This is a genomic window from Stenotrophomonas sp. C-A (genome assembly GCF_054030835.1).
Genome location: NZ_CM132916.1, coordinates 2,669,664 through 2,689,884, shown reverse-complemented (window position 1 = coordinate 2,689,884; position 20,221 = coordinate 2,669,664). Strand labels below are relative to the sequence as shown.

Genomic DNA, 20,221 nt, shown 5'->3' with positions numbered 1-20,221 from the left:
CCCCGTCAAGCGACGTTCACTCGGCCGGGCTGCGTGAATCGCGGATCGAATAGATCACCGAAAAGATCTTCCAGCCCTGCTCGGTCCGGATCAGCTGCCACATTTCCTTGCCCCAGTTGGTCTTCACCCCATCGTCGTTGAAGCTGTAGTCGAACGACACCGAGGCCACGTCGCCATCCGTCTCGATCTTGGTGTTGGAGAATGTCTCTTCTTTTGGCTTGGGCGAAGCCACCGCTCCGTCGATCAGCGCGATGAAGTTATTGGTGGGAATCTGCCGGGCCTTGATCGCATCGGGCTTGGCCTTGCGGATGTCCTGCAGGCGCGCGTCCTCGGAGACGAACTGCCAGCCGATATCTTCCGGTTTGTCCGAAAAGAACAGGCTCATGTAAGTTGGCTTGTCCTTGTTGATCAGCGAGGTGCGGAACGATTCGATCACCTTTTCGATCGCTTTTACATCCGCAGCTGATGGGTGCTGGGTTGCGTGGGCCGGCTGGCCTGCGACAAGGAAGGCAGCGAGAAGGAAGGCAGCGAGAAGCGCGCCTTGGAATCCGATGGTTCGCATCATTGACGTGGGTCGCAGCAGGGTAGGAGCGCCGCCGGGCCCACGGCTGCAGGGCCCCGGCGCGCTCCACATTCAACGATGCAGCGCGTCAACAATCAAGCCGGTTGCGATCTCCACCAACAGGTACTCGTTGTCGGACTGGCGCACCCAACGCCGGTCGCGGCCCGGCTCACGCAGGTGATAGCGCGCATAGTCGTCCACCCAGTATCGGCGATCCACTTCGGACCACGGCAGGCGCTCACCGCGTCGCCAAGCCTTCTTCTGCCAGCCCGGCGGCGGCGCATCACGGTTGTGGGGGCCGCCGGCATGCGGCGGCGGGCCGTTGCCGCGAGCGTGGTGCGGCGGATCAGCGAAGGCGGGAGCTGCGGCGAGTGCTGCGGCCGTACTCACGGCAATGGCAAGCAGACGTATGGATGTCATCGGGATGTCTCCGTCATGGCCGCGGTATGCGGCGCTGTGAACGCGAATGTAGGGCAGGCCATGTGAATGAATACGGGTGTCGGCATGCCGTTCATGAACAGATCGGGTTGCGCCTGCTGCTGCGAAGATGATCTCAGCGTGTCGCATCATCGGCTGTGTCGCCCGCAGCCCAACCGCCGCCCAGTGACAGGAACAGTTCCATCTGACGGTCGACCCGCTCCGCGCGCGAGGTGGCCAATGCGGACTCCGCATCTGCCAGCGCGGCCTGGGCCGAAAGCACGTCAAGAAAATCAATCCTGCCGAAACGGTAGAGTTGCTGTGCCTGCCCGGCGGCCCGCGCTGCGTCCATCCGCGCCTGCGCCAGGCTGCGCTCGCGTTCAAGGTCCTGCGTGCAGGCAGAAAGCGCGGTCTCGGTCTGGCGCAGTGCCCGCAGCACGATGCCGTCAAACGAAGCGAGAGCGGTATCTGCATTGGCACCGGCCGCTGCGATGCGGGCCTTTGCCACGCGGCGGTTGGGCCAGTGCCATGACAGCACGGGGCCGATGCTCGCACCGAAGCCGTCAGCCGACAGCAGATGCGCCGGCGTGCCGACCACGCCCGAAGAGGCGCCGAGGGTGATCTGCGGATAGAGACCCGCCGTCTCAGCGCCGATCATTGCAGTTGCGGCGGCCAGGCTGCGTTCGGCTGCGCGTATGTCAGGGCGCCGCTGGAGCAGCTGCCAGCCGTCACCGACCGGCAATGCTTGCTCCAGCTCAGGGGGCTGTGGGCACCCTTCCGCTTCCCTGGGATAGTCTGCCGGGAGCCTGCCCATCAGCGCCGCCAGTTCGAACAGTGCGGCCTGGCGCTCTGCCAGCAGGTGCGGTATCCCCGCCGCGCTGCGGTTGACGGCGGCACCGGCACGGCTGACATCGAAGTCCGTTCCGCGCCCGCCTGCAGCCAGGCGTCGGGTTGCCTCCAGCGTGGCGCGCTGTATCGCCAGCACTTGCCGGGTTGCGGCGAGCGTGTGATTGCGGGTGCACACCTGGAGATAGGCACGGGTGACGGCAGCAGCGACGACCACGCGGACCTGGTCCCGTGCCGCAGCGACGGCCTCGGCGTCCGCGTTGGCGGCTTCGATACCGCGGCGGATGCCGCCTGCAAGATCCACTGGATAGGAGAGCTGAAGGCCCAGCGCGTACGACTGCGGCGCGGCCGACGCCTGGGTGTAGCCACCGGCATGGACGAGCGTGCCCGATGCATCCACGTCCCCTTGCACGGCACCGCGCGCGCGGTACTCCAGCACGGTTGCGCTGGCGCGCCGAAGGTTGGCATCGGCGGCGCGCAGGTCGGTATTGGTCGCCAGTGCTTCGCGTACGTAGGCGTCAAGCTGGGGGTCGCCATACAGTTGCCACCATCGAACCGGTGGCGCGTCGTGGCTGAACGATGCCTCCTGGCCCGAGACGAACGCCCGCGCCGCCCGTGGGGAGGCTGCGACAGCGCTCGCCGGCAGGTGATAGTCGGGGCCGGACACGCAGGCCGTCATCGGCAGCAGCAGGGCAAGCAGCCCACCACGTACTGTTCGCAAGCTCACTTGCAGGTTCCCTGTGCCGAGGGCGTGATCGTCACACTCGCAGTGCGGCCCACGATCAGGCGGGAATCCGACGGCGCATCATCGATGCGGATGCGTACCGGGATGCGCTGTGCCAGCCTCACCCAGGTATAGGTCGGCGCCACGGCCGGCAGCAGGTTGTGCGTGCTTGAGCGCTGATCGTCGGCAATGCCGGCGGCGATGGTATCCACGTGTCCGCGGACGTCGTGGTCGTCGCCCATCAGCCGGGCCACGGCGGCATCGCCCTCGGTGATGCAGCCCAGTTTGGTTTCCTCGAAGTAGCCCTCGATACGCAGGCTGCGGGTGTCGATCAGTGCCAGTGCCTGCGCACCGGGTTGCAGGTAGTCGCCCGCGTGCAGGTCCAGGTTGGTGATGATGCCATCGGTGGTCGCGCGCACCTCGGTGCGTTGCACGTTGAGCTGGGCCACGCGCTGTTCGGCTCGTGCCTGGGCCAGGGTGGCCAGCTCGGTATCGACCTTGGCGGCATTGCGTTCGCGTGTTTCCGAGGCGACCAGGTTGCCAAGTGCGTTGTCCCGGGCCGATTCGCGGCGGGCCAGCGCCAGCGTGGCATGCGCGCTCCTGACCGCCGCGTCTGCCTTCTCGAGCGTGGCGGCGAAGCGTGGCTGATCGAGCACCAGCAGCAGCTGGCCGGCGCTGACCCGCTGGTTGTCGTGCACCAGCACCTGGGTGACCAGCCCCCCCATGTCCGACGCAACGCGCACCACATCGGCGCGCACCCGCCCGTCCCGCGTCCATGGGCGCATTTCGTAACGATTCCAGATGGAGAGCGCGGCAATGATGGCAAGTGCACACACGGCCAGCGTTGCGCTCCAGCGTCCAATGACAGCAAGCAGGTATTTCATTTCATTTCTCGAGCAGGGGCGAGAGCCGGACCATCAGCTCCGCCAGGATCACGAACAGGGACAGGCCCACCAGGGGCCGCGCGGCGAACAACCGGTACAGACCGAGGCTGGCGAGCAGGCGTGAAGTCAGTATCGACAGCGCCAAGGCGGCAGCGGCCACGGCGAGCAGGCCGGGAATGAGCACGCCATCAATGGAAAGATCAGAAGGCATGAGGTCAGTGCCGATGGGTAAGCGGGGAAACGAGCAGATCGCGGCGCAATCCACAGAGCAGGTGCGACAGATGCTCCTGCTCAGCCCCGCTGCTGGCCGCCGCTGTCTCGCGCATGCGGTCCAGCAGTTCCAGAAGATGGGTGTCGACACCGTGTGCCGCGTGGGCGCGGATCCTGAAATGTGCGGCGACGCGTTCGATCAGCGCCGCATGAAGCGGCCGTACGTGTGGGTTGTCCAGATACTCTTCCAGAGCGCGGAGCTGGTTGGATGCATGTGCCGCACGAACGTCCGCAAACAATGCCCGCAGGTCGTGTGCTGCGCTGGAACGACCCTGCAACCTTGGAGCGAGCAGCCCGATGCGATCCAGCATGCGGCTGAGCCAGGCGCGGGTCACATCACCTCGTCCGGCGGCGTGTCGTGCGATGTCCCGACGGATCGAACGCTCCAACCGTGCGCGGTTGCGGCCCGCATCGGCGGTCTGGAACAGCTGCATGCTGCACAGTGCCATTGCCGTACCGACGAACAATGCAATGCTGTTGTTGAGTGCGCCGACGATGTTGACCGTATTGGTCGCACCCAGACCTGCGATGAGCGGAAAAGTCAGCACCACGCCCAGGGCGGCCATGATGAAGGGCGGCCTGGCCAGGAACGATCCGCACAGCAGCAGCACCGGCGCGAGCGCGGCAATCAGGCCGGTGATATCGGACAGCGCGGGGAAGATCAGCAGACCGTAGAGCAGGCCGACGGCAACACCGATCAACGACCCCACCAGATAGCGCATGACATGCGGCGCAGGTGCTTCGATTGTGCCGAACAGCACGCACGCCGTGCCGATGATGGACACCGCTGTGGCGCCCTCCGACCAGCCAGTAGCGATCCATAGAACGCAGCTCAGCAGGATGCCGGCGAACGCGCCCAGCGCGCTACGCAGGGCAAGCCGATGATCCCGGTGAAGTACCGCACCCTGCACATGTCGCGCAAGGCGAGCAGGTACATGCAGGCGCCAGTCGGGGCGGGCAGTGCATAGTTGTGCCTGCAGCACGCGGCAGTCGGCGTGGGCGAGGTCGAGCTCGGCCTGTTGCGCGGCGAGGCCGGCCTGCAGCAGATCGCGCCAGCCCGTTGCATCCATCGCGCCGGCCTGTGGTGAACGCAGCCGGTCGATGGAATCTTCCATCGCGCTGGACAGCATCAGGACGTCCAGCATCCGGTCATGCAGGGCACGCAGGATCTGCACCTGGGCCACGCCGTGGGCGCTGTCGAAGGGCAGGTGGATCGACAGCACATGCAGCTCGAGCAGGTCGGCGGCCACTTTCGAGCGGTCCGTCGCCAGTACCGTGTCCGATGCACCGGCGCGCATGTCGCGTGTCCATCGTTCCGCATCATCCAGTACGGCAGCAACCCGCGCGTGCACGCGCATCGAGACCCGGCGCGGCAGCACCAACCCATGTACCAGCGTGGCGGCCAGGATGCCGATGGAGATTTCCTGCACCCGCGTGATGGCAATGGTGAACACATCTCCCGGCACCATCACCGCAGGAAAACCAATCAGGCTGGTGGTATAGCCGGCCAGCAGGAACGCATACGCACGCGGCGTGCGGTCGAGCATCGCCAGGTACAGGCACAGCGCCATCCACGCCGCGAGCGCGGCGCTCAGCACCAGGGGGGCATTGGCAAATCGTGGCACCAGTGCGACGGTGGCGACGGCCCCGCCCACGGTGCCGAGCAGACGGAACAGGCCTCGGCTGAGTGTCGCCCCGGAAAGGGGCTGCGACACCAGATAGACCGTGCCGATCACCCAGAACGGGCGGTTCAGGCCGATCCGCAGGGAGACATACAGCCCCAGCGACGCGGCGAGCAGGCATTTGAGTGAGAACAGCACCGCCTCCTGGTCGGTCCTGAGGGCAGGGCTTTTCAACCGGGCGAATGCCTGGAACAGGTGGGGAAGAAAAGGTGTGGGGAGGTGCATGCGGGTCATGCTAGTGATCGGCCGCACTGGCGAATTTCGCTACAATGACAACCAATCGCTAAAACCGGTCAATGTGAGAATGGCTCGCATTTCGCTCCCCGGCTTTGACCTGGACCCGGACGAGACCGATCGCCCGGCGGTCGCCAGCCGCCTGCAGGTGGCCGAGCACGACGCGGAGATTCCCGTACATGAGCATCGCAAGGGCCAGCTCATTCTTGCGCTGCATGGGGCGGTGACCTGCGAAGTTGCCAGCGCGTTGTGGATCGTGCCGCCCCAGTGTGGCGTCTGGATTCCGGGTGGCATGCCGCACAGCAATCGCGCCACCGCCAACGCGCGCCTGTGCTACCTGTTCGTCGAGCCCGGCATCGTCGATCTGCCCATGCAATGCGTGACGCTGGCGATCTCCCCGATGCTGCGCGAGATGATCCTGCACCTGGCCGACGCGCCGCTGGACTACCCGCATGGCAGCCACACCGACCGGCTGGCGCGCGTGTTGCTGGACGAGCTGGTACAGATGCCGGCCGAGCACCTGTCGTTGCCGGTCAGCCATCACCCGAAGGTGCGTGCGCTGGCTGCGGCGCTGTCGGCGGATCCGGCAGACCGCAGCACCATCGGCCAGTGGGCCGTGCGTCTGGCCCTGGGCGAGCGCACGTTGACCCGGCTCATCGAACGGGAAACGGGATTGTCCTTCGGGCGCTGGCGGCAGCAGTTGCATCTGCTGATCGCCATTCGGGAACTTGCCGCGGGTGCACCGGTACAACGCGTTTCCGAGACGCTGGGCTATGAGTCGGTGACGGCCTTCATCACGATGTTCAAGAAAGCGCTTGGCCTTTCCCCGGCGCGGTACCTCGCGGTGCGCCTGCGAGGGCAGTAGCGGGGAACAACGGGCGAAGCCGTTGCCCGGAACGGCTACTTCGCGGTGTCGGAGACCGATTGAATCGCGGCCACCACCGCAGCAGGGTCCTCGCGCTGGAGGGTGTGGCCGGTTGCCAGGTAGCGGTGCGAGCCACGCGTGAAGCCCGAGAAGAGCAGGGCGTGTGCGGCAGTTGTGCTGCTAGTGTTGTGAGCTATGAACACGGCCTCCCTGTAGAAGAAGTCATGGGAGCGGGGCGTAGGCCGCTGAATGGCCACGGATGCTTGAATCTGTGACCGGTTACGCGACTCCACACTTGAATATGCAAGCGTCCTCAACGATAAAGGCGGCATGTGGCACTGCCGCATTCCGGACCAGGGACGATCCGAAGCATGACGCGGGGAACACCTCCGCGTTCTCGTTCCCGCCGGCGCTATGTTCGTCCAGGAAGGAGAACAGGGATGTTGGAACGACTGAAGACCATTTCGTGTGCCGTGCTGGCGATTGTTGCGGTCGGCGGCTTCGCCCCTGCAGTGGCACAGGCGCAGGAAAGCAAGATCACCTGGCGTATTTCCCAGCCCGGCGGCGACGCGACCCAGTACAAAACCCAGCAGGCGGCGGTGGCCGCCATCAAGAACTTGCCGGCACCCAGCCCGTTCCCGCCGGATTTCCAGTTCGGCTGGCAGTACGTCGACAAGATCAAGTCCAAAGTCGTGGACTTGAACGGCAACACGTCGATCACCTACTGGATGGGTAAAACTCAGCCATCAGACCCCGAGTGGACCTACTACGGCGCAGGCGATAGTGGCTTCCTATCCGAAGCGGATGTGCTGGAAGCGCTCATTGCAGGCTTGCAAGACATCAATCCCCAGTGCCCCGGGGAAACCGCTGTGCCGGAAGGCGACTGGGTCGCGACTGCCCCCGAGATGGATGGGATTTCGGAGTTCAGGGAGTATCGCGTCACCGGAATGCTGGGCAGCAATACGGCGGAGTCTCCGTGCGTACCCTTCGACGCAGGAACGACAGGGCTCGCTCGCATGCGACGCTTGAACTGCCCCATTCCGTTCACGCAGTGGTCCAACAAGCACAACGCCTGCGTCAGTGAGGAATTCGTTGCGACCATCACCTCGAAGTCGCAGAAGTGCGACAAGGACGGCGGCAACGGTAGCTGCCCCATGTCCCGCAACGATACAGCGGCGAACATGAGTCCGATTCCCGACAAGGACCCGGCCTCCAACGGCGGTACCTGCGACGGCAATGTCGGCAACCCATGTGATGTCAAAACGGGCGAGAAGTACGAGATCGCGCCGGACTTCGATCTGGGCTGGATCGCGCTGACGCGGTTCTACCACTCCGGCATCTCCACCTCATCCGGCGGCTTCGGCTATGGCTGGACCCATTCGCTGGGCGCCCACCTGGCACTGGATGGCGTTGACAGTGTGGGCATCATTGAAAGCACCGGTTTCCAGCGTGCATTCAAGAAGATCGGGCAAGCCTATGAGGCGGACGACGACAGTGGTGACCGTCTGGTCCAGAACGGCAACTGGACACTGTACTCGGCGGATTCCATCTCTACCTTCGGCGCGGACGGGCGTCTTGCCGCCAAGCGCTTCGCGGATGGCACGTCGCTGGCCTACATCTACGACGACAGCGACCGCCTTGCGGCGGTCACCCACAGCAGCGGCCGCACACTGGAGTTCGTTTATCAGTCCAACGACTATGAGGCGCTGATCAGTTCGGTGCTGGTCGAAGGCGTTGCGCTCGCCACCTATACCTACACGCCGCAGAACCAGGTCGCCACGGTGACCTATGCGGGTGGTGGTGTGCGGACATATCACTACGAGAACCAGGACTTCCCCCAGCACCTGACCGGCATCACCGCTGAGGACGGTCGCCGCTACAGCACCTTTACCTACGATTCCATCGGTCGTGTGATCTCCAGTCAGCATGCCGGCGGTGCCGATGGCGTGACACTGGCCTACAGCCCCAATGGCGGTGCGGTGGTGACCGACGCGCTGGGGCGGCAGACCGACTACACCCTGACACCCGGAGGCGATAGCGCTCCGTCGCGCAAGGTGACCGGCCTGACGGATTCGCAGGGAACCGTCAGCCGAACCTACTACGACCAGAGTGTCGACTTCCGCCGGCGTCTGAATACCTACACCGATCGCCGCGGCATCCAGACCAAGCACACCTATGCGCAGGGCACCGATCCGGTGAGCGGTCGTGCCGTCAGCATCCATACCGTGACCGAAGCGGTCGGCTTGCCCGAGCAGCGTGTGGTGACCACGGCGCGCGACGTCGAAACCAATGCGGTACTGACCACCCGGATCGGTAGCCGCGAAACCCGCACGGCCTTCAATTCCCGACGCCAGCCGACGGCCAACACCGTGACCGACACCGCTTCCGGTCAGACGCGCATCACCAACTACACGTACTGCGAAGCCGCTGATGTGGCAGCGGCAGGCAGCTGCCCGGTGGAGGGGCTGCTGAAGAGTGTGGATGGCCCGCGCACGGATGTGGCCGATGCCGTTACCTATGCCTATTACTCGGCGGATGATGCAGGGTGCGCGACGGGAGGTGCCTGCACCTATCGCAAGGGCGACCTGCGCAGCGTGACCAATGCGCTGGGCCAGATGGTCGAGACTCTGGCCTACGACGCTTTCGGGCGGCCGTTGTCGGTCAAGGATGCCAACGGCGTGGTCACCGACTACACCTACCATGCTCGCGGCTGGCCAACCTCGGTCACCGTACGTGGCGCGACCACTGCCGAGAATCGGGTTACCCAGATCAGCTACTGGCCGACCGGCCAGGTGCAACAGGTCACCGAGCCTGACGGCAGCAGCGTCACCTATGTCTACGACGCAGCGCAGCGCCTGACCGACATTGCGGACAGCAGCGGCAATACGATCCACTATGCGTTGGACAACGCCGGCAACCGCCTCAAGGAAGACACGCTGGATACCAGCGGCACCCTCCGCCGTACCCTGGCACGGACGTTCAACACGCTCGGCCAGCTGACCGCACTGAAGGACGCGGGCAATCACGCCACCGGCTTCGCCTACGATGCGAACGGAAACCCGCAGACGGTGACCGACGCACTGCAGCGCGTGACCAGCCAGCAGTACGACCCGCTGAACCGCCTGGCCCAGACCTTGCAGGACGTGGGTGGCGTGGCCGCCGAGATCCGCAGCCAGTACAACGCGCTGGACCAGGTCACCCAGGTCACTGACCCGAAGGGCCTGCATACCACCTACGCCTACAACGGATTCGGTGACCTGACCGGGCAGGTCAGCCCGGACAGTGGCGCGAGCAGCTTCACCGTGGACGCCGCCGGCAACCGCAAGACGGCCACCGATGCACGCGGCATCACTGCCACCTATCACTACGATGCACTCAACCGCCTGATCGGCATCGCTTACCCGGACCCCAATCTGGACGTGGGCTACAGCTATGACGTGGCGCCGGCCGCCTGTGCCGCCGACGAGCGCTTTGCCAAGGGCCGCCTGGGGCAGGTGCTGCACGCCAATGGCAGCACCCAGTACTGCCATGACCGCTTCGGCCAGGTCACCCGCAAGGTGCAGACCGTCAATGGTGTGGCCAGCACCCTGCGCTATGCCTACAGCAAGACGGGTCGCTTGACCGAGTTGACCTACCCCGACGGCAGCGTGGCCGACTACGTGCGCGATACCCAGGGCCGCATCAGCCAGATCGGCCTGACCCGCCCCGGCCAGGCGCGCCAGATCGTGGTGAACAACGTGACCTATGCGGCCTTCGGCCCGGCGACCGGCTGGACCTATGGCAATGGCCGCCAGCTGCAGCGTCCGCTGGACCTGGACTATCGCCCGCAAGCGGTGCATGACCCGGCTGCAGGCGGCCTGTCGCTGGGCTATGGCTATGATCCGGTCGGCTCGATCACTGAGCTGAAGAATGGCGCAGGCTCGACGGTGCTGGCCAAGTACGCCTACGACACGCTGGGCCGACTGACCCAGACCCAGGACGGCGCGACCGGCACGCCGATTGAAACCTATGCCTATGACGCCACCGGCAATCGCACTGCGCTGACCACCTCAGCAGGCACCGCCAGCTACACCTATCCCGCAACCAGCCATCGCCTGACTGCGGTGGATGGCGAGGCGCGCAACCATGACGCGGTGGGCAACACCACCAGCATCGGCGGCAAGACGTTCACCTACAACGATGCCAACCGCATGAACGCCGTGAAGCAGGGCGATGCCGTGCTGGAAAGTTATGCCTACAACCACCGCGGCGAGCGCGTGCTGCGCACCCCAGCCGGTGGTGTGGCTCAGATCACCCTGTACGACGAGGCCGGGCAGTGGCTCGGTAACTACTCGGCCACGGGCCAGGCGCAGCAGCAGGCCATCTGGCTGGACAACTATCCGGTGGCGCTGATCAACACGCCGGCTACCGGCGTGCCGGAGCTGGCCTACGTGCAGCCGGATCATCTGGGCACGCCGCGCGTGGTGATCGACCCGGTGCGGAATGTCTCGATATGGGAGTGGAGCAACAAGAGCGAGGTGTTCGGCAACCAGATTCCGAGTCTTGATCCGGATGGCGATGGTGTGGCGTTCGAGTTGGCGCTGCGCTTCGCCGGGCAGCAGGCGACGGATGCGAGTGGGCTGTTCTACAACTATCGGAGGGAATACGACCCGGCAGTGGGGCGGTATACCCAGAGCGATCCGATTGGGTTGATGGGTGGACTGAACTCGTTCGCGTATGGAAGCGGAGATCCCACTGGCCGTGTCGATTCGCTAGGCTTGGCCGATAAAAAATACATACCTCAGGCCGTACCTGTTTCACCGGAGTTGCAGGCGGTCGGAAATCGGCTCCAGAGGCTGGCAAACCAAGCAGCGTCCACCATTGACGCCACCTGTGGATGGCGTTGCTCACTGCCTTGGATACGCGGAACGCTCATCCATAGTGAGTTCAAGCGCCTGGTGGATACCACATGCCCGACGTCTCAGTATGCGACTGAGGTGAGCTACGCTGGCCGTAGGGTTGTTAGGTATGGGTACCCGGGGTCCTCACGGGCGGACGCTGTGTACGGCCCAGTTGATGCACCTCAAGCCATCTTCGATCTGAAGACTGGTTGGGCTTACATCTCCTGGGATCAGTACAATAAGTACGTCAAGAATCTCCCCGAGGGAACTCTCGTGGTGGAACTTAAGCCTGAAGGCCGTTGATAAGATGAACAAGCGATACATTTGCAGCCTTCTGCGGAAAAGGTCCGGCCTGATCGGCGGGTCAAGCGGATATTTTTTCCGAAGTGACTATGACTATGTGGCACAAGGAATTGTTCTGGAGTTCGTCCCAAGGGGGCTCTATGTATGGAATTTTGTATTTCCATTGTTTGACTCCTTTGGGCCGCATCTTTCCTACAGCAACCGAATCGCGGATCGGCCGTTTATCGGAAGGGATCAAATGGCAGACGATGATGTGGTTGAGAGCATTCTTTCATCGATCGAGCTGCGAAACGTTATTGAAGCGAAATCTTCAATGACCTTGATGGAATTTGCATCATTTCTTGAGACGCGGGGCTTGAGAGGTGCTCACGCTCATATCAATCATGCAACTGCATTGGCGCTATTGGGGAAGACGGATCTAGCGCTGAAGTTGCTGAAGGAACTAGTCCCGGCGTTGGATGATCATGATCTGAAACTTTGCGATTCTCTAATGGTGGCCCTGAATCTTGGAGTTGAGGCGGTCAAATCGATGCTGGACGTGGTGAAGGAGAAGAATGTTAAGAAGCTGGGCGGCGCCTGATCCAAAGGTTAATCGTCCAGTGTTTCCCGGGTAGCCATCAGCCGCCAAGTGCCTGCTGCGTCTCGAACTTTATCGGGGCGGCTCGTCGCTGAAGCGGTGGCGCGGTCTTGGGTTCTAGAACATCTCGATGTGCAGGGCGACGTTTGCGCGTGTCTCGTCGTGATTGCTTTAGATCCTCTGCTTTGTATGTTCCCGCTACTGTCGCTGGAAGAAGTTCTCCATCGATGCGTTGTCATGGCTGTTTCCTATCCGGCTCATGCTGCACAGGATGTCTGCTCGCGCAGAACGCTCTGCGAGTTTTACTGGGTGAAGAGCGAATTGAGTTCGCCAGGGTTGACGATAACGAGCCGGGACTTGCTGATCTTCTTGATCGTTGGAAAGCGGTCGGCTATCCGCTGTCCGGCCTGAAGTGTTTCCGTATCGAGACCCGCTCGACCGGAAGCGTCATTCTCATCTACGCCAAGACATGGCGGATCGTGCATCTGCTGATGGCGGGCGCGGTGCTCTGAAGGACATCCCGTGCCCAGATTCCTCACCCCCGACGAGGTCTCCCTCATCCACAGGCTGCTGCCTGGGGCGACCGAGCTGTCCGAACGGTTGTTGAAGGATCTGGCGCTATCCCAGGTGGAGGACGTGGAGGTCGTCGGATTTGGGGGTGTAGTGTTCCTGTCCAGCACGACCCAGGTCTTCGGAAGTGACATTGCCACGGCGATGCTTGCCGATGCCGACGGCGTGCCGGTGAGAGTCACCCTGTGCCTGGACAATCACGATCAGCTCTTCGAGCTGGAGCTGTGGAAGGCGGACTTCTCACCGATCATCGGCGTCGATCTGAGGGGCGCTTTCAGCGAGCATTGACGCCTGCTGAAAGCGTTCCTCGCTTAAGGGCGTTGCGCATCGCGCTCACCCTTCGGGCTGCAACCGCCCCACCGCCTGCGCGCACAACGACTGGCAGGCCTTGACCAATCCCTCCATCACCCGGTCGCCCACGTACTCTTCCGGTTCGCCGTTCTGCCGGGTGCGTTCCGCCGCCAGCAGCATTTCCAGCACCACCCGCAACCCGCTCAACGCGCAATCGGCATCGGCCAGGGCCAGGGCCAGGCAGCGCCCGGGCAGCTGATGCCGCTCCGGCCAGGGCTGTTCGTCGGCCGCCGCACCGCAGCCAATGCGGTTGAGGTTGGCAATATCGGAACGGGCAGGGAGGGCCTATTGCGACAGGTGGTGCCAATTCAGGTTTGGCACTTCCCGGGTTGACGCTTTCACCGCCCCAGCGCACTCTGCGCTCTGGGGTCGACAACCCGTTCAGGGGGAAGGCTGCAGGGTGGTACCAGGAGGTGGAACAGCCATGAGCCAACTCACCGACAGCTTCGGACGCAGCTTTCCGTACCTGCGCTTGTCGCTTACCGAGGCCTGCAACTTCCGTTGCAGCTACTGCCTGCCCGACGGCTACCAGGCCGATGGCCGCCCGCGCTTCCTGCAGGTGGACGAGATTGCCCGTCTGGTGCGTGCGTTCGCCGCGCTGGGCATGAGCAAGATCCGCCTGACCGGCGGCGAGCCCAGCCTGCGCAAGGATCTGGAAGAGATCATCGCCACCGTGGCGGCGGTGCCGGGCATCCGCAAGGTGGCCATCACCACCAATGGCACGCTGCTGCCGAGGCGCCTGCCGGGTTGGCACCGGGCCGGCCTGACCGCGCTGAACGTGAGCATGGACAGCCTGCAACGCGAGCGTTTCCACACCATCACCGGGCACGACCGCCTGCCGGAGATCCAGCAGGGCCTGGCCCTGGCGCAGGCGTTGGGCCTGCCGGCGATCAAGCTCAACGCGGTGCTGCTGCGTGGCCTGAACGACGACGAGCTGCCGCAGTGGATGGACTACCTGCGTGACCGCCCCTTCAGCGTGCGCTTCATTGAACTGATGCGCACCGGCGACAACGAAGCCTATTTCCAGCGCCACCACCTGCGCGCCGACGTGGTGGTCGAGCAGCTGCTGGCCGCGGGTTGGCAAGAGCGTCCGCGCGCGGCCGATGCCGGTCCTGCACGCGAGTTCGGCCACCCCGACCATCGCGGCAGCATCGGCATCATCGCGCCGTATTCGCGTGACTTCTGCAAGGGCTGCAACCGCCTGCGGGTGACCGCCAAGGGTGACCTGCGGCTGTGCCTGTTTGGCGAGTTCGGGGTGCCGTTGCGCCCGCTGCTGCAGCGCGACGATGACCATGACGCGCTGTTGGCACGCATCACCACCCAGCTTGGCCTGAAAGCGGCCGGGCATGGACTGCACCAGGGCCAGACCGGGCTGACCCCGCACCTGGCCTCCATCGGAGGATGAGCAACACGATGAGTGGGGAATTGAATGCGGCCTTCCACATGGCCGATGTCCGTAACAAGCGCATCAGCCGCCGCCGTGCGGTGGCGGTGGGCGAGCTGCATGCCGGTCCAGTGGCCTATCCGCTGATCGTCGAGCGCCGCCTGCCCAAGGGCGATGCGCTGGTGATGGCCGAGATTGCAGGCCTGCAGGGCGCCAAGATGGCGTCGATGCTGATGCCGCTGTGCCATCCGCTGCCGCTGGAACTGGTGCAGGTGTTCTGCGCACCGGTGCCGGAGCGGCAGGCGATCCGTGTGTGGTGCGAGTGCGCCAGCGAGGCGCGCACCGGCGTGGAGATGGAGGCACTGTCCGGCGTCAACGCGGCGCTGCTGACCCTGTACGACCTGAGCAAGCCAGTGGAGCCGGCACTGCGCATCGAAGGCATCCGCCTGCTGTTCAAGGAAGGCGGCAAGCGCGGGGTCTGGCTGCACCCGGACGGCATGGACGAGGCCGAGCGCGCGCGTTTCAAGCCGCGTGCACCGAAGGGGCTGCAGGGCGCGGCCTGCGCGGTGATCACGCTGAGCGATCGCGCCAGCGAAGGCACCTATGAGGATATCTCTGGCCCGACCCTGGTGACCGGCCTGAAAAAGCTGGGTGGCGAGGTGGTGGCCGCCGAGGTACTGCCCGATGGCATCGAGCCATTGGCGGGCCGCCTGCAGGCCTTGGCCGCCGAGGGCGTGCGCCTGTGCCTGTGTACCGGCGGTACCGGGCTGGGCCCGCGCGACCTGACCCCGGAGGCGCTGCGTTCCTTGAACGCGCGGCCGGTGCATGGCCTGGCGCAGATGGTGCGGGCACTGAGTGCACAGCATACGCCGATGGCCTGGCTGAGCCGCGCCGAGGTGGTGCAGCTGGGCAACATGCTGGTGTTCGCGCTGCCCGGCAGCCCGAAGGCGGCGGCGCAGTGCCTGGACATCCTGGCGCCGGTACTGGGCCACGCCCTGGCCATGGCCGATGGCGGTGGCCACTGATGATTGCCTACAGCGAGGCCTTGCAGCACCTGCTGGATGCGGCCATGCCGCTGCCGGCCGAACATCTGCCGCTGCATGAGGCCGGCGGCCGCACTCTGGCCAGTGACATCATCAGTGGGCAGTCGTTGCCGCCGTTCGACAATTCGGCGATGGACGGCTTCGCGCTGCGCGCCGACGGCGCGACGTTCGAGGCCGGTACCGAATTCGGGGTGCAGGGCTGGCAGGCGGCCGGCGATGCCGGTGCCGAAGGCGGCGAGGGTGCCTGGGAAATCATGACCGGGGCACGCATGCCGGTTGGGCTGGACACGGTGGTGCCGGTCGAGAATGTGGAGATCCTCGCCAGCGAGGACGGCCGCCCGACCCGCATTGCCCTGAAGGGCGCGGTGAAGCCCGGCCAGAACGTGCGCCTGCGTGGCGAGGATGTGAGCGACGGTGAGCGCGTGCTGCAGGCCGGGCAGGTGCTGGATATCAACGCGCGCACCCTGCTGCATGCCATCGGCGTGGGCGAGGTGGCGGTGGTGGCGCGGCCAAAAACGGCGGTGATTGCCACCGGCAAGGAGCTGGTGACCGAGGCGGCGCAGACGCTGGCATCCGGGCAGATTCGTGACAGCAACCGGCCGTATCTGGTCGGCCGCCTGCAGGCCGCCGGTGCCGAGGTGGTCTGGCAGGGCACGGTGGGCGATGAGGTGGCGGCGTTCAACGCGGTGCTGGATGAAGCGCTGGACGCGGGTGCGCAGCTGTTGATCAGCACAGGCGCGGTGTCGGCCGGCCGCTACGATTTCATTCCCGACGCGCTTCGCGGCCGGGGTGCGCGCATCGTGTTCCACAAGGTGGCAATCCGCCCGGGCAAGCCGTTGCTGTTTGCGGTGCTGCCCAATGGCGCACTGTACTTCGGCCTGCCGGGCAACCCGGTGTCGGCTGCGGTGGGCCAGCGCTTCTTCGTCGAGCCGGTACTGCGCCGCCTGCTGGGGCTGGCACCGGAGCCGGTGTTGACATTGCCTCTGCAGGCCGACGTGCGCACGCCGCCCGGCCTGCGCTTCCACGCGCGGGCGCGGGTGGAGGTGGACGCACAGGGGCGGCTGAGTGCGCGCGTGCTGGCCGGGCAGGAGTCGTTCCGTTTGATGTCCATGCTGCAGGCCAACGCCTGGGTGGTGCTGGAAGGCGAGGGCGGTCTGGCCCCTGCCGGCACGCCGGTGCGTGTGCAGGGCTGGGGTCATCAGGACCCGGTGCAGCTGGCGAGCCAGGAGCCGTGATGAGACAGGTAAATCTGCAGTTGTTCGGCGCGTTCTCCGATCTGGATGCCAGCCGCGAGATTGCCGTGGAGGTGGCCGGCGGCACCGTGGCCGATCTGCGCCAGGCGCTGCGTGAGCTGCTGCCGGTGCGCTGGCCGGACTTCCGTGCCGGCCTGCTGGATTACTCGGCATTCGCCGACCAGCAACGGGTGCTGCGCGACCACGAGGCACTGCCCGACGATGGCCGGGTGGCGATCCTGCCGCCGGTGAGTGGGGGCTGAGCGATGAGCGAGACAATCATCGCCAAGGTCGTGGACCGCGCGCAGGCGGCGATCGATCCGGCCGAAGGCATCGCGGCGGTCTCCGATCCCGGCTTCGGCGGCATCGATGTGTTCATCGGCAAGGTGCGCGACGTCAATGTGGGCCGGCGGGTGACCGGGATCACCTACGACCTGTTCGAACCGCTGGTGTTGAACGAGTTCAAGCGGTTGGCGGCCGAGGTCGAAGCCACGTTCGGTCCGAAGCTGAAGCTGTATGTGGCGCATGCCAAGGGCCGGCTTGGCATCGGCGATGTGGCGGTGGTGGTGGCCGCCGGCAGCCCGCACCGTGACGAGGCGTTCCGGGCCTGCCGGCAGTTGATCGAAGTGGTGAAGCACCAGTGCCCGATCTGGAAGCAGGAGCATTACGAAGACGGCGACAGCCAGTGGAGCGAAGGTTGCAGCCTCTGCCATGCGGACAGCGAAGCTTCGCACTCCCACGACCACACACATGACCACGGGCATTGATCGCGCCCTTCGGGGGGCTTCGGGTCCAGTAGATCCACGCCATGCGTGGATGAGGCTCTCCCGATGAATCCGGTGGGTGCAGCCACGCATGGCGTGGCTCTACCATGAATGGAACCATCAACGGCATCGTGCTGGCCGGTGGCCTGTCCGCCCGGATGGGCCGCGACAAGGCACTGCTGCCCTGGCAGGGGCGCACATTGCTGGAACACATGCGCGGCCTGTTGAAGCAGGCGGGCGCGCGCGAGGTCTGGGTCAGCGGCAACTATCCGGCGTTTGGCGGGATCCCGGATCGGGTTGCGCGCTGCGGACCACTGGGTGGACTCTACAGCGTGGCGATGCAGATGACTGATGGCCCCGCCTGGGTGGTGCCGGTCGATACGCCGCAGGTGACACCCATGCTGTTGCAACGGCTGCAGGCCGATCAAGCGCGTGCCTGCACGGTATTCGACGATGAACCGTTGCCGATGCGGTTGCAGATCGATGATCATTGCCGCCGCGTGCTGCAGGCCTTCATCAATGACCCGATGGCGCGCCGTTCACTGCGCGCCCTGCAGGAGCGCCTGGGCGTGACGCGGTTGCCACTGGCGCCGGAGGATCAGGCGTTGCTGCTCAACTGCAATACCCCGTCGGAATGGGAGTCCATCACAGCATGAAGGTCCAGCTGCAACAGCAATCGATGCGCCTGCGCGTGGATGAAGAGGAACTGGCACGACTGCTTGGGGGGGAGTCGGTGGAGAACCTGACCCGCTTCGGTGGGAGTGGCGGCTGGGGCGCAGCGGTCTCGTTGCATGCAGGCGATCAGGCCGTGCTGCTTGATGGCGGCACGTTCTGCCGGTTGGTGTTGCCACGCGAAGCTGTTGAAGGGCTGGCGGGGCGGCTGCCCTGCCGCGATGGCCTGGGCTTCGGTATCGCGTTGGACGACGACAGCATGCTGCAGCTGCAGTTCGACGTGGACGTGCGCGACAGCATGCGCCAGCGTGGCCCGCAGCGACGTTCTGAACCTGCGCCAGAGTAGGCGCAATGTGCGCAGGGGGGGGCGCGCCCCGCTGTCGTATGATGACGGCCTTCGTTCCTGCGTTGCTGCAATGCCCCTGAACCCCTCCGCTCCCTCTGCGTCCCGACCGGCCACGCCCAATCCTGCGGCGGCCGATGACGGTGATGCGCTGCATTTCTGCAGCACCTGCGCGTTCTCCGATGCCTGCATGTCGCAGGGCTATGACAAGACCGCGCTGGGCGAGCTGCATGTGCTGGTTGACCACGTGGGGCCGTTCCAGGCCGGTGACTACCTGTTCCGTGCCGGCGATCCGTTCGATTCGATCGCCGCCGTGCGTGCCGGCATGGTCAAGACCTTTGTCGATGACAGCCAGGGCAACGAGCAGGTGCTGGGCTTCAGCCTGCCCGGTGAAGTGATCGGGCTCAATGCCATCCACGGTGCGCGCTTTCCCTGCAATGCCGTGGCGCTGGACACGGTCTATCTGTGCCGCATCTCCTTCCCGCGATTGAGCCTGCTGGCCAGCCGCATGCCGGGGTTGCAGGCACGGCTGTTCAGCCTGCTCAGTGCCGAGATCGGCAAGGTCGCTACGTTGGCCGCCAACCATCGCACCGAGGAGCGCATGGCGGCGTTCCTGCTGGATCTTTCCGAGCGCTATGCCCGGCGCGGATTCTCGGCCACCCGGTTCAACCTGAGCATGGCCCGTACCGAGATCGCCAACTACCTGCGGATGGCGCCGGAGACGGTGAGCCGGGTGCTGCGCCGGTTGAGCGACGAGGGTGTGATTGCGGTGAACCAACGTGAGATGCTGTTGCTGCAACCCGAGCGGCTGGCGGAACTGGCCGTGACCCGGGAATCCGGATTGGACTGATCAGACAACCAAGGGGCCGACCATGAAGCGAGCGGGGCTGTTGTTGCTGGGAATGCTGGCTGCAGTTCCGGCCTGGGCGGCCGACCTGACGGTGTCGGCGGCGTCGAGTCTGACCGAGAGCTTCCGTGAACTGGGCGCGGCCTATGAGAAGGCGCACCCGGGCACCAAGGTCGACTTCAACTTTGCCGCGTCTGGCGTACTGCTGCAGCAGATCAGCCGCGGTGCACCGGTGGATGTATTCGCCTCGGCCGACGAAACCACGATGGACCAGGCGCAGCAGCAGGATCTGCTGGCCGCCGGTACCCGCGAGGTGTTCGCGGTGAATGCGCTGTGGGTGGTGGTGCCGCCGCAGGCCAAGGCGGCGCCGCGTACCTTGAAGGACCTGGCCGGTGCTGGTGTGCAGCGCATCGCACTGGGCAACCCGGACAGCGTGCCGGTGGGCCGCTATGCCAAGGGTGCACTGGAAGCGGCGGGCCTGTGGCCGTCGGTGCAGGGCAAGGCCATCACCACGCAGAACGTGCGCCAGTCGTTGGACTACGTGGCACGCGGTGAAGTGGATGCCGGCTTCGTCTATGCCACCGATGCGCAGGCGATGCCCGACCGGGTGCGCCGCGCCTTTGCGGTGCCGGTGGCCGGTCGCATCGCGTATCCGCTGGCCGTGATCAAGGCCAGTGCACAGCCGGCGGAGGCCAAGCGCTTCACCGCCTTCGTGCGCTCGGCACAGGGCCACGCGATCCTGGCCAAACACGGGTTCGGCAAGCCCTGAGG

20 protein-coding genes and 3 pseudogenes are annotated in these 20,221 nt (G+C 65.2%); 14 read left to right on the top strand and 9 right to left on the bottom strand.

Features of this window, described 5'->3' with window-relative positions:
* Nucleotides 1-16: 16 nt before the first annotated feature.
* The 6 genes from ACW5IY_RS12630 to ACW5IY_RS12605 form a co-directional block, all read right to left on the bottom strand.
* Complete coding sequence (locus tag ACW5IY_RS12630) at nucleotides 17-565, bottom strand: Cif family virulence factor (RefSeq protein WP_049437618.1); 549 nt, start codon at nucleotides 563-565, stop codon at nucleotides 17-19.
* A gap of 69 nt (nucleotides 566-634) precedes the next feature.
* Entirely contained in the window at nucleotides 635-982 is a 348-nt protein-coding gene (locus tag ACW5IY_RS12625) for an RcnB family protein (RefSeq protein ID WP_049437616.1), read from the bottom strand.
* 133 nt (nucleotides 983-1,115) lie between these two features.
* Nucleotides 1,116-2,552, bottom strand: a complete 1,437-nt coding sequence (locus tag ACW5IY_RS12620; protein ID WP_049437614.1) for an efflux transporter outer membrane subunit — start codon at nucleotides 2,550-2,552, stop codon at nucleotides 1,116-1,118.
* Entirely contained in the window at nucleotides 2,549-3,433 is an 885-nt protein-coding gene (locus ACW5IY_RS12615) for an efflux RND transporter periplasmic adaptor subunit (protein ID WP_049437612.1), read from the bottom strand. The genes ACW5IY_RS12620 and ACW5IY_RS12615 overlap by 4 nt, the downstream gene beginning before the upstream one ends.
* Nucleotide 3,434: 1 nt before the next feature.
* Entirely contained in the window at nucleotides 3,435-3,644 is a 210-nt protein-coding gene (locus ACW5IY_RS12610; protein WP_019659903.1) for a DUF1656 domain-containing protein, read from the bottom strand.
* Between the two features lie 4 nt (nucleotides 3,645-3,648).
* Nucleotides 3,649-5,619 carry an FUSC family protein gene (locus ACW5IY_RS12605; RefSeq protein ID WP_239682863.1) on the bottom strand — a complete coding sequence of 657 codons (1,971 nt, stop codon included), beginning with the start codon at nucleotides 5,617-5,619 and terminating at the stop codon, nucleotides 3,649-3,651.
* Between the two features lie 70 nt (nucleotides 5,620-5,689).
* Between ACW5IY_RS12605 and ACW5IY_RS12600 the strand changes: the two genes are divergently transcribed.
* Nucleotides 5,690-6,484: an AraC family transcriptional regulator gene (locus tag ACW5IY_RS12600; protein WP_049437608.1), complete on the top strand. Its 795-nt coding sequence runs from the start codon at nucleotides 5,690-5,692 to the stop codon at nucleotides 6,482-6,484.
* Between the two features lie 35 nt (nucleotides 6,485-6,519).
* On the opposite strand, the pseudogene ACW5IY_RS12595 reads toward ACW5IY_RS12600, so the two are convergent.
* Nucleotides 6,520-6,654, bottom strand: a pseudogene (locus tag ACW5IY_RS12595) (alpha/beta fold hydrolase); the annotation flags it as partial.
* 270 nt (nucleotides 6,655-6,924) lie between these two features.
* Here ACW5IY_RS12595 and ACW5IY_RS12590 point away from each other — a divergent pair.
* Entirely contained in the window at nucleotides 6,925-11,667 is a 4,743-nt protein-coding gene (locus tag ACW5IY_RS12590) for an RHS repeat-associated core domain-containing protein (protein ID WP_049437604.1), read from the top strand.
* Between the two features lie 4 nt (nucleotides 11,668-11,671).
* Nucleotides 11,672-12,247: a hypothetical protein gene (locus tag ACW5IY_RS12585; protein ID WP_239682864.1), complete on the top strand. Its 576-nt coding sequence runs from the start codon at nucleotides 11,672-11,674 to the stop codon at nucleotides 12,245-12,247.
* A 37-nt stretch (nucleotides 12,248-12,284) separates the two neighbouring features.
* Here the strand turns inward: ACW5IY_RS12585 and ACW5IY_RS12580 are convergent.
* Nucleotides 12,285-12,520 (bottom strand): annotated as a pseudogene (locus ACW5IY_RS12580) (IS3 family transposase); the annotation flags it as partial.
* Between ACW5IY_RS12580 and ACW5IY_RS12575 the strand changes: the two are divergent.
* Complete coding sequence (locus ACW5IY_RS12575) at nucleotides 12,472-12,756, top strand: hypothetical protein (protein WP_239682865.1); 285 nt, start codon at nucleotides 12,472-12,474, stop codon at nucleotides 12,754-12,756. The pseudogene ACW5IY_RS12580 and the gene ACW5IY_RS12575 sit on opposite strands and share 49 nt — an antisense overlap.
* 10 nt (nucleotides 12,757-12,766) lie before the next feature.
* A complete protein-coding gene (locus tag ACW5IY_RS12570) occupies nucleotides 12,767-13,102 on the top strand; it encodes a DUF6984 family protein (RefSeq protein WP_049437601.1) in 336 nt (111 codons plus the stop codon).
* 45 nt (nucleotides 13,103-13,147) lie between these two features.
* Here ACW5IY_RS12570 and ACW5IY_RS12565 read toward each other — a convergent pair.
* Nucleotides 13,148-13,429 (bottom strand): annotated as a pseudogene (locus tag ACW5IY_RS12565) (hypothetical protein); the annotation flags it as partial.
* A 160-nt stretch (nucleotides 13,430-13,589) separates the two neighbouring features.
* Here ACW5IY_RS12565 and moaA point away from each other — a divergent pair.
* The 9 genes from moaA to modA all read left to right on the top strand — a co-directional run bounded on the left by moaA (nucleotide 13,590) and on the right by modA (nucleotide 20,219).
* Nucleotides 13,590-14,570 (top strand): GTP 3',8-cyclase MoaA, encoded by a 981-nt coding sequence (gene moaA / locus ACW5IY_RS12560; protein WP_049437598.1) that lies wholly within the window; start codon nucleotides 13,590-13,592, stop codon nucleotides 14,568-14,570.
* An 8-nt stretch (nucleotides 14,571-14,578) separates the two neighbouring features.
* Nucleotides 14,579-15,574: a bifunctional molybdenum cofactor biosynthesis protein MoaC/MoaB gene (moaCB, locus tag ACW5IY_RS12555; RefSeq protein ID WP_049437596.1), complete on the top strand. Its 996-nt coding sequence runs from the start codon at nucleotides 14,579-14,581 to the stop codon at nucleotides 15,572-15,574.
* Nucleotides 15,574-16,827, top strand: a complete 1,254-nt coding sequence (locus ACW5IY_RS12550; protein ID WP_049437594.1) for a molybdopterin molybdotransferase MoeA — start codon at nucleotides 15,574-15,576, stop codon at nucleotides 16,825-16,827. The genes moaCB and ACW5IY_RS12550 overlap by 1 nt, the downstream gene beginning before the upstream one ends.
* Nucleotides 16,827-17,087, top strand: a complete 261-nt coding sequence (locus ACW5IY_RS12545) for a MoaD/ThiS family protein (protein WP_049437591.1) — start codon at nucleotides 16,827-16,829, stop codon at nucleotides 17,085-17,087. The genes ACW5IY_RS12550 and ACW5IY_RS12545 overlap by 1 nt, the downstream gene beginning before the upstream one ends.
* 3 nt (nucleotides 17,088-17,090) lie before the next feature.
* Nucleotides 17,091-17,591, top strand: a complete 501-nt coding sequence (locus tag ACW5IY_RS12540; protein ID WP_049437589.1) for a molybdenum cofactor biosynthesis protein MoaE — start codon at nucleotides 17,091-17,093, stop codon at nucleotides 17,589-17,591.
* A gap of 104 nt (nucleotides 17,592-17,695) precedes the next feature.
* Nucleotides 17,696-18,244, top strand: a complete 549-nt coding sequence (gene mobA, locus ACW5IY_RS12535) for a molybdenum cofactor guanylyltransferase (RefSeq protein WP_049437587.1) — start codon at nucleotides 17,696-17,698, stop codon at nucleotides 18,242-18,244.
* Nucleotides 18,241-18,606: a hypothetical protein gene (locus tag ACW5IY_RS12530; RefSeq protein ID WP_049437586.1), complete on the top strand. Its 366-nt coding sequence runs from the start codon at nucleotides 18,241-18,243 to the stop codon at nucleotides 18,604-18,606. The genes mobA and ACW5IY_RS12530 overlap by 4 nt, the downstream gene beginning before the upstream one ends.
* A gap of 70 nt (nucleotides 18,607-18,676) precedes the next feature.
* Complete coding sequence (locus tag ACW5IY_RS12525) at nucleotides 18,677-19,453, top strand: helix-turn-helix domain-containing protein (protein WP_049437584.1); 777 nt, start codon at nucleotides 18,677-18,679, stop codon at nucleotides 19,451-19,453.
* 22 nt (nucleotides 19,454-19,475) lie between these two features.
* Nucleotides 19,476-20,219 (top strand): molybdate ABC transporter substrate-binding protein, encoded by a 744-nt coding sequence (gene modA / locus ACW5IY_RS12520; protein ID WP_049437583.1) that lies wholly within the window; start codon nucleotides 19,476-19,478, stop codon nucleotides 20,217-20,219.
* The last annotated feature ends 2 nt before the right edge of the window (nucleotides 20,220-20,221 follow it).

Bases quoted from the DNA above. Each gene is read 5' to 3' on its own strand.
- ACW5IY_RS12630 (WP_049437618.1), bottom strand. From the start codon at position 565: ATGATGCGAACCATCGGATTCCAAGGCGCGCTTCTCGCTGCCTTCCTT.
- ACW5IY_RS12625 (WP_049437616.1), bottom strand. From the start codon at position 982: ATGACATCCATACGTCTGCTTGCCATTGCCGTGAGTACGGCCGCAGCA.
- ACW5IY_RS12615 (WP_049437612.1), bottom strand. From the start codon at position 3,433: ATGAAATACCTGCTTGCTGTCATTGGACGCTGGAGCGCAACGCTGGCC.
- ACW5IY_RS12610 (WP_019659903.1), bottom strand. From the start codon at position 3,644: ATGCCTTCTGATCTTTCCATTGATGGCGTGCTCATTCCCGGCCTGCTC.
- ACW5IY_RS12605 (WP_239682863.1), bottom strand. From the start codon at position 5,619: ATGACCCGCATGCACCTCCCCACACCTTTTCTTCCCCACCTGTTCCAG.
- ACW5IY_RS12600 (WP_049437608.1), top strand. From the start codon at position 5,690: ATGGCTCGCATTTCGCTCCCCGGCTTTGACCTGGACCCGGACGAGACC.
- ACW5IY_RS12590 (WP_049437604.1), top strand. From the start codon at position 6,925: ATGTTGGAACGACTGAAGACCATTTCGTGTGCCGTGCTGGCGATTGTT.
- ACW5IY_RS12585 (WP_239682864.1), top strand. From the start codon at position 11,672: ATGAACAAGCGATACATTTGCAGCCTTCTGCGGAAAAGGTCCGGCCTG.
- ACW5IY_RS12575 (WP_239682865.1), top strand. From the start codon at position 12,472: ATGCGTTGTCATGGCTGTTTCCTATCCGGCTCATGCTGCACAGGATGT.
- moaA (WP_049437598.1), top strand. From the start codon at position 13,590: ATGAGCCAACTCACCGACAGCTTCGGACGCAGCTTTCCGTACCTGCGC.
- moaCB (WP_049437596.1), top strand. From the start codon at position 14,579: ATGAGTGGGGAATTGAATGCGGCCTTCCACATGGCCGATGTCCGTAAC.
- ACW5IY_RS12550 (WP_049437594.1), top strand. From the start codon at position 15,574: ATGATTGCCTACAGCGAGGCCTTGCAGCACCTGCTGGATGCGGCCATG.
- ACW5IY_RS12545 (WP_049437591.1), top strand. From the start codon at position 16,827: ATGAGACAGGTAAATCTGCAGTTGTTCGGCGCGTTCTCCGATCTGGAT.
- ACW5IY_RS12540 (WP_049437589.1), top strand. From the start codon at position 17,091: ATGAGCGAGACAATCATCGCCAAGGTCGTGGACCGCGCGCAGGCGGCG.
- mobA (WP_049437587.1), top strand. From the start codon at position 17,696: ATGAATGGAACCATCAACGGCATCGTGCTGGCCGGTGGCCTGTCCGCC.
- ACW5IY_RS12530 (WP_049437586.1), top strand. From the start codon at position 18,241: ATGAAGGTCCAGCTGCAACAGCAATCGATGCGCCTGCGCGTGGATGAA.
- ACW5IY_RS12525 (WP_049437584.1), top strand. From the start codon at position 18,677: ATGCCCCTGAACCCCTCCGCTCCCTCTGCGTCCCGACCGGCCACGCCC.
- modA (WP_049437583.1), top strand. From the start codon at position 19,476: ATGAAGCGAGCGGGGCTGTTGTTGCTGGGAATGCTGGCTGCAGTTCCG.